Source organism: Mediterraneibacter butyricigenes (assembly GCF_003574295.1).
Lineage (GTDB): Bacteria > Bacillota > Clostridia > Lachnospirales > Lachnospiraceae > Mediterraneibacter_A > Mediterraneibacter_A butyricigenes.
On the sequence record NZ_BHGK01000003.1, the window covers coordinates 1 to 5175 of the forward strand.

The window sequence follows — 5175 nt, forward strand, 5'->3', positions numbered from 1 at the left end:
CGATGAATGACTATCTGTTGGAGTGTGGAATTGAGCAAGCCAGACTGCTGATGGAAGACAAGTCTACAACGACCTGGGAAAATCTGAAATTCAGTTTCGGTCTTTATGGCGCTGATTTTTTGAACAGTGATCTTCATGGGAAAAGGTGGGAATCGTGACCAATGATTTTCATGTGTGCCGTGCTCTGATGATGGCGAAAAAACAAGGCTATAAAAAGGTGCAGGGAGTACCGGCATCTTCCAATCCGGTCCTGTTTTTAAATTATCTGGTACGGGAGTTTTTCGCATGTGCACAGACGCTGCTATATTACAGGAAAAGATAAAGAAAAAAATATAGAGAAAGACAATAGAAAAAAAGAAAACGAGGTGGAAGAGACGGATGAGTGAAATGTTAAGAGCAATAAAAACGGATGAGTTTAAGGGAGTCAATGACTGCTATACCCTGAACAACGGAGTGAAGATTCCGTGCGTAGGATTCGGAACCTATAAGGCTGCGCAGGACGAGAGTGAGCGAGTGATCAAAACGGCGATCGAAGCAGGATATCGTTGTTTTGATACAGCATCCTTTTATGGAACGGAACCATATCTTGGAACGGCAATCAAAGAAAGCAAAATACCAAGAGAAGAATTTTTTATTTCTTCCAAAGCATGGAAAACGGAGATGGGATATTCTCAGGTAAAAGAGGCTTTTGAAAGAACTCTTGAGAATCTTCAGACGGATTATCTGGATCTCTATCTGATCCACTGGCCGCTTCCGGAAGTAGGATATAAAGACTGGAAACAGTTGAATATTGATACCTGGCGTGGAATGGAAGAGCTGTATAAAGCAGGAAAGGTAAAAGCAATTGGTGTCTGCAATTATCTGCCACATCATCTGGATAATCTGATCGATAACTGTCAGATAATTCCGGCGGTAGATCAGATTGAAGTACATCCGGGGTATACCCAGGAAAGCGTACTTTCTTACTGCAAAGAACATGAAATCCTGGTTCAGGCATGGAGTCCGATCGGAAGAATGAGAATGATGTCGGAACCACTGATCGTAGAACTGGCAGAAAAATATAAAGTTTCACCGGTACAGATCTGTCTGCGTTATGAAGTACAGAGGGGAATTTTGCCGTTGCCGAAATCCTCTGCGATGGAGCGGATGAAACAGAACATGGATCTGTTTGGCTTTGAGATTTCCAGAGAAGATATGTGGCGGATCACAACGCTGCCTCCGATGGGATGGTCGGGTGAACATCCGGATCGAATCCGTGTGAAAGTGGTAGAAAGCACAGAACCATATGAGGCTTAAGGTGTATCGTGCACCAGTGGCTCAAAGTGAAACGAAAGTATAAGCGGAAAAGCAGTGTGTGGAAAAGGGGTTCCGCGCTGTACAAACAGAAATGTTTTATTATACATAAAATCTGAAAAATGAGCAGACTATCTCCGATCAATAAATTTGAGGAGGTAGAAAAATGCCAAAATTAAAATGCAGCGTGCAGACATGTGCGCACAATCATCAGTTTTTATGCGATTTAGATCAGATTCAGGTGGGAGGTAATCAAGCCTGTTCCCCAAGTGAGACACAGTGTGACAGTTTTACGGAAAGAAAAGAAAGCGGCTATTCAAATGCGGCCGGCGGGGGATGCCACTGTTCCGAAACAACCGGAATCGACTGTCAGGCAGAAAAATGTATGTACAATGAAGCATGTAAGTGTCAGGCCGGACGAATCAGCGTAGAGGGTGGTCAGGCAAAGCAGTGTCAGGGTACGGAGTGTGCAACTTTTAAGATGTAGAGGGGTTTCATGAAGTGTTTTACTGCTTTGAAGTGTAAAAATTATCTGCGGGGAGATAAACTTTATCTCCCTTTTTCTATCTGAGGCTCAAAAAGGTTATTTAAGGATTGTTAAGTATATTTGAAAGATAATAAAATGGGAGTACAAAATGAAAAAAAGATGGATAGTTATATTGGGAATAATGCTGGTAGTTGTTGGGGGATATTTAACATATAGTAAGTTGTTTTGTTTCTTCAAATATGTTGGGATTTGGAATTCTGAAAGTTCGGGAAAAACAATAGAAATATTCAGGGATGGCACAGTCTTTTATTATCAAAAAGGTAAAAGTAGTGATAAAGAAATCGTTTACACTGCGGAAGAGGAAAATTGAGTGATGGACATATTATAATGAAAGACAGATTTGATTCTCAGGATGTTTGGATACATATTCAGCAGTAGAGGAAATTCCAAAAGATGATTTTTTACCGATTTCTATTGTATATGATATGGAATTTCAGGGTACAGAAGCTTGTACAATAATGAATGCAGAAAGACGAAATACAGATCAACGTGTTGCGTTTGTTAAAAGTTCTAATAAAGTGAAAAAAGAAAGTTGGGAGAAAAAAGGGAAGCCAGTGATTATCAAATTACAGTGTTTTTTGATGAGGATATTTCGGAGCAAAAGTTAGCTGAATTGAAAAATGAAATAGAAAAATGAATGGTGTAGTATCGGTTACATATATTTCACCGGAAAAAGCATGGGAAAATTTTCAAGAAACATACTATAAAGAAGGGGAAGTGCTTGTAGATGGATTTAAAGACGATCGTCTTTAAATCCATCTACAAGCACTTCCCCTTCTTTATAGTATGTTTCTTGAAAATTTTCCCATGCTTTTTCCGGTGAAATATATGTAACCGATACTACACCATTCATTTTTTCTATTTCATTTTTCAATTCAGCTAACTTTTGCTCCGAAATATCCTCATCAAAAACACTGTAATTTGATAATCACTGGCTTCCCTTTTTTCTCCCAACTTTTCTTTTTTCACTTTATTAGAACTTTTAACAAACGCAACACGTTGATCTGTATTTCGTCTTTCTGCATTCATTATTGTACAAGCTTCTGTACCCTGAAATTCCATATCATATACAATAGAAATCGGTAAAAAATCATCTTTTGGAATTTCCTCTACTGCTGAATATGTATCCAAACATCCCTGAGAATCAAATCTGTCTTTCATTATAATATGTCCATCACTCAATTTTCCCTCTTCCGCAGTGTAAACGATTTCTTTATCACTACTTTTACCTTTTTGATAATAAAGACTGTGCCATCCCTGAATATTTCTATTGTTTTTCCCGAACTTTCAGAATTCCAAATCCCAACATATTTTGAAGAAACAAACAACTTACTATATGTTAAATATCCCCCAACAACTACCAGCATTATTCCCAATATAACTATCCATCTTTTTTTCATTTTGTACTCCCATTTTATTATCTTTCAAATATACTTAACAATCCTTAAATAACCTTTTTGAGCCTCAGATAGAAAAAGGGAGATAAAGTTTATCTCCCCGCAGATAATTTTTACACTTCAAAGCAGTAAAACACTTCATGAAACCCCTCTACATCTTAAAAGTTGCACACTCCGTACCCTGACACTGCTTTGCCTGACCACCCTCTACGCTGATTCGTCCGGCCTGACACTTACATGCTTCATTGTACATACATTTTTCTGCCTGACAGTCGATTCCGGTTGTTTCGGAACAGTGGCATCCCCCGCCGGCCGCATTTGAATAGCCGCTTTCTTTTCTTTCCGTAAAACTGTCACACTGTGTCTCACTTGGGGAACAGGCTTGATTACCTCCCACCTGAATCTGATCTAAATCGCATAAAAACTGATGATTGTGCGCACATGTCTGCACGCTGCATTTTAATTTTGGCATTTTTCTACCTCCTCAAATTTATTGATCGGAGATAGTCTGCTCATTTTTTCAGATTTTATGTATAATAAAACATTTCTGTTTGTACAGCGCGGAACCCCTTTTCCACACACTGCTTTTCCGCTTATACTTTCGTTTCACTTTGAGCCACTGGTGCACGATACACCTTAAGCCTCATATGGTTCTGTGCTTTCTACCACTTTCACACGGATTCGATCCGGATGTTCACCCGACCATCCCATCGGAGGCAGCGTTGTGATCCGCCACATATCTTCTCTGGAAATCTCAAAGCCAAACAGATCCATGTTCTGTTTCATCCGCTCCATCGCAGAGGATTTCGGCAACGGCAAAATTCCCCTCTGTACTTCATAACGCAGACAGATCTGTACCGGTGAAACTTTATATTTTTCTGCCAGTTCTACGATCAGTGGTTCCGACATCATTCTCATTCTTCCGATCGGACTCCATGCCTGAACCAGGATTTCATGTTCTTTGCAGTAAGAAAGTACGCTTTCCTGGGTATACCCCGGATGTACTTCAATCTGATCTACCGCCGGAATTATCTGACAGTTATCGATCAGATTATCCAGATGATGTGGCAGATAATTGCAGACACCAATTGCTTTTACCTTTCCTGCTTTATACAGCTCTTCCATTCCACGCCAGGTATCAATATTCAACTGTTTCCAGTCTTTATATCCTACTTCCGGAAGCGGCCAGTGGATCAGATAGAGATCCAGATAATCCGTCTGAAGATTCTCAAGAGTTCTTTCAAAAGCCTCTTTTACCTGAGAATATCCCATCTCCGTTTTCCATGCTTTGGAAGAAATAAAAAATTCTTCTCTTGGTATTTTGCTTTCTTTGATTGCCGTTCCAAGATATGGTTCCGTTCCATAAAAGGATGCTGTATCAAAACAACGATATCCTGCTTCGATCGCCGTTTTGATCACTCGCTCACTCTCGTCCTGCGCAGCCTTATAGGTTCCGAATCCTACGCACGGAATCTTCACTCCGTTGTTCAGGGTATAGCAGTCATTGACTCCCTTAAACTCATCCGTTTTTATTGCTCTTAACATTTCACTCATCCGTCTCTTCCACCTCGTTTTCTTTTTTTCTATTGTCTTTCTCTATATTTTTTTCTTTATCTTTTCCTGTAATATAGCAGCGTCTGTGCACATGCGAAAAACTCCCGTACCAGATAATTTAAAAACAGGACCGGATTGGAAGATGCCGGTACTCCCTGCACCTTTTTATAGCCTTGTTTTTTTCGCCATCATCAGAGCACGGCACACATGAAAATCATTGGTCACGATTCCCACCTTTTTCCCATGAAGATCACTGTTCAAAAAATCAGCGCCATAAAGACCGAAACTGAATTTCAGATTTTCCCAGGTCGTTGTAGACTTGTCTTCCATCAGCAGTCTGGCTTGCTCAATTCCACACTCCAACAGATAGTCATTCATCGAGAA

Annotated in this window: 13 protein-coding genes; 7 read left to right on the top strand and 6 right to left on the bottom strand. The window is 40.0% G+C overall.

Features of this window, described 5'->3' with window-relative positions; all coding sequences use genetic code 11:
• Nucleotides 1-2: 2 nt before the first annotated feature.
• The 7 genes from KGMB01110_RS15990 to KGMB01110_RS15995 all read left to right on the top strand — a co-directional run bounded on the left by KGMB01110_RS15990 (nucleotide 3) and on the right by KGMB01110_RS15995 (nucleotide 2593).
• On the top strand, nucleotides 3-158 hold the full coding sequence (locus tag KGMB01110_RS15990; RefSeq protein ID WP_136626698.1) for an ElyC/SanA/YdcF family protein: 156 nt from the start codon (nucleotides 3-5) through the stop codon (nucleotides 156-158).
• Nucleotides 155-322 (top strand): YdcF family protein, encoded by a 168-nt coding sequence (locus tag KGMB01110_RS15565; RefSeq protein ID WP_136626699.1) that lies wholly within the window; start codon nucleotides 155-157, stop codon nucleotides 320-322. The genes KGMB01110_RS15990 and KGMB01110_RS15565 overlap by 4 nt, the downstream gene beginning before the upstream one ends.
• A gap of 56 nt (nucleotides 323-378) precedes the next feature.
• Entirely contained in the window at nucleotides 379-1296 is a 918-nt protein-coding gene (locus KGMB01110_RS14310) for an aldo/keto reductase (RefSeq protein ID WP_330507966.1), read from the top strand.
• Nucleotides 1297-1459: 163 nt separating this feature from the next.
• Complete coding sequence (locus KGMB01110_RS14315; RefSeq protein WP_117601973.1) at nucleotides 1460-1780, top strand: DUF1540 domain-containing protein; 321 nt, start codon at nucleotides 1460-1462, stop codon at nucleotides 1778-1780.
• 148 nt (nucleotides 1781-1928) lie between these two features.
• Nucleotides 1929-2150 (top strand): hypothetical protein, encoded by a 222-nt coding sequence (locus tag KGMB01110_RS14320; protein ID WP_119299266.1) that lies wholly within the window; start codon nucleotides 1929-1931, stop codon nucleotides 2148-2150.
• 46 nt (nucleotides 2151-2196) lie between these two features.
• Nucleotides 2197-2448, top strand: a complete 252-nt coding sequence (locus tag KGMB01110_RS14325) for a hypothetical protein (RefSeq protein WP_119299268.1) — start codon at nucleotides 2197-2199, stop codon at nucleotides 2446-2448.
• 25 nt (nucleotides 2449-2473) lie between these two features.
• Nucleotides 2474-2593, top strand: a complete 120-nt coding sequence (locus KGMB01110_RS15995; RefSeq protein WP_170141748.1) for a permease-like cell division protein FtsX — start codon at nucleotides 2474-2476, stop codon at nucleotides 2591-2593.
• On the opposite strand, the gene KGMB01110_RS15120 is transcribed toward KGMB01110_RS15995, so the two are convergent.
• The 6 genes from KGMB01110_RS15120 to KGMB01110_RS14350 all read right to left on the bottom strand — a co-directional run.
• Nucleotides 2574-2693 (bottom strand): permease-like cell division protein FtsX, encoded by a 120-nt coding sequence (locus KGMB01110_RS15120; protein ID WP_170141748.1) that lies wholly within the window; start codon nucleotides 2691-2693, stop codon nucleotides 2574-2576. The two genes, KGMB01110_RS15995 and KGMB01110_RS15120, sit on opposite strands and share 20 nt — an antisense overlap.
• A 26-nt stretch (nucleotides 2694-2719) precedes the next feature.
• A complete protein-coding gene (locus tag KGMB01110_RS14330) occupies nucleotides 2720-3022 on the bottom strand; it encodes a hypothetical protein (protein ID WP_119299270.1) in 303 nt (100 codons plus the stop codon).
• Nucleotides 3019-3240 (bottom strand): hypothetical protein, encoded by a 222-nt coding sequence (locus tag KGMB01110_RS14335; protein WP_119299272.1) that lies wholly within the window; start codon nucleotides 3238-3240, stop codon nucleotides 3019-3021. Before KGMB01110_RS14335 ends, KGMB01110_RS14330 begins: the two co-directional genes overlap by 4 nt.
• A 148-nt stretch (nucleotides 3241-3388) precedes the next feature.
• The gene (locus KGMB01110_RS14340; RefSeq protein WP_117601973.1) at nucleotides 3389-3709 is read right to left on the bottom strand and encodes a DUF1540 domain-containing protein; all 321 of its coding nucleotides are present in this window, start codon (nucleotides 3707-3709) and stop codon (nucleotides 3389-3391) included.
• A gap of 164 nt (nucleotides 3710-3873) precedes the next feature.
• Nucleotides 3874-4791, bottom strand: coding sequence for an aldo/keto reductase (locus KGMB01110_RS14345; RefSeq protein WP_330507966.1), 918 nt, complete (start codon nucleotides 4789-4791; stop codon nucleotides 3874-3876).
• Between the two features lie 165 nt (nucleotides 4792-4956).
• Nucleotides 4957-5175: YdcF family protein (locus tag KGMB01110_RS14350; RefSeq protein WP_136626700.1), on the bottom strand; the 219-nt coding region annotated here is incomplete at its 5' end.

What these genes read in the sequence shown, in the direction of transcription:
- KGMB01110_RS15995 (WP_170141748.1), top strand. Translation starts at nt 2,474, where the DNA reads ATGAATGGTGTAGTATCGGTTACATATATTTCACCGGAAAAAGCATGG.
- KGMB01110_RS14310 (WP_330507966.1), top strand. Translation starts at nt 379, where the DNA reads ATGAGTGAAATGTTAAGAGCAATAAAAACGGATGAGTTTAAGGGAGTC.
- KGMB01110_RS14315 (WP_117601973.1), top strand. Translation starts at nt 1,460, where the DNA reads ATGCCAAAATTAAAATGCAGCGTGCAGACATGTGCGCACAATCATCAG.
- KGMB01110_RS14345 (WP_330507966.1), bottom strand. Translation starts at nt 4,791, where the DNA reads ATGAGTGAAATGTTAAGAGCAATAAAAACGGATGAGTTTAAGGGAGTC.
- KGMB01110_RS14335 (WP_119299272.1), bottom strand. Translation starts at nt 3,240, where the DNA reads ATGAAAAAAAGATGGATAGTTATATTGGGAATAATGCTGGTAGTTGTT.
- KGMB01110_RS15990 (WP_136626698.1), top strand. Translation starts at nt 3, where the DNA reads ATGAATGACTATCTGTTGGAGTGTGGAATTGAGCAAGCCAGACTGCTG.
- KGMB01110_RS14320 (WP_119299266.1), top strand. Translation starts at nt 1,929, where the DNA reads ATGAAAAAAAGATGGATAGTTATATTGGGAATAATGCTGGTAGTTGTT.
- KGMB01110_RS15120 (WP_170141748.1), bottom strand. Translation starts at nt 2,693, where the DNA reads ATGAATGGTGTAGTATCGGTTACATATATTTCACCGGAAAAAGCATGG.
- KGMB01110_RS14340 (WP_117601973.1), bottom strand. Translation starts at nt 3,709, where the DNA reads ATGCCAAAATTAAAATGCAGCGTGCAGACATGTGCGCACAATCATCAG.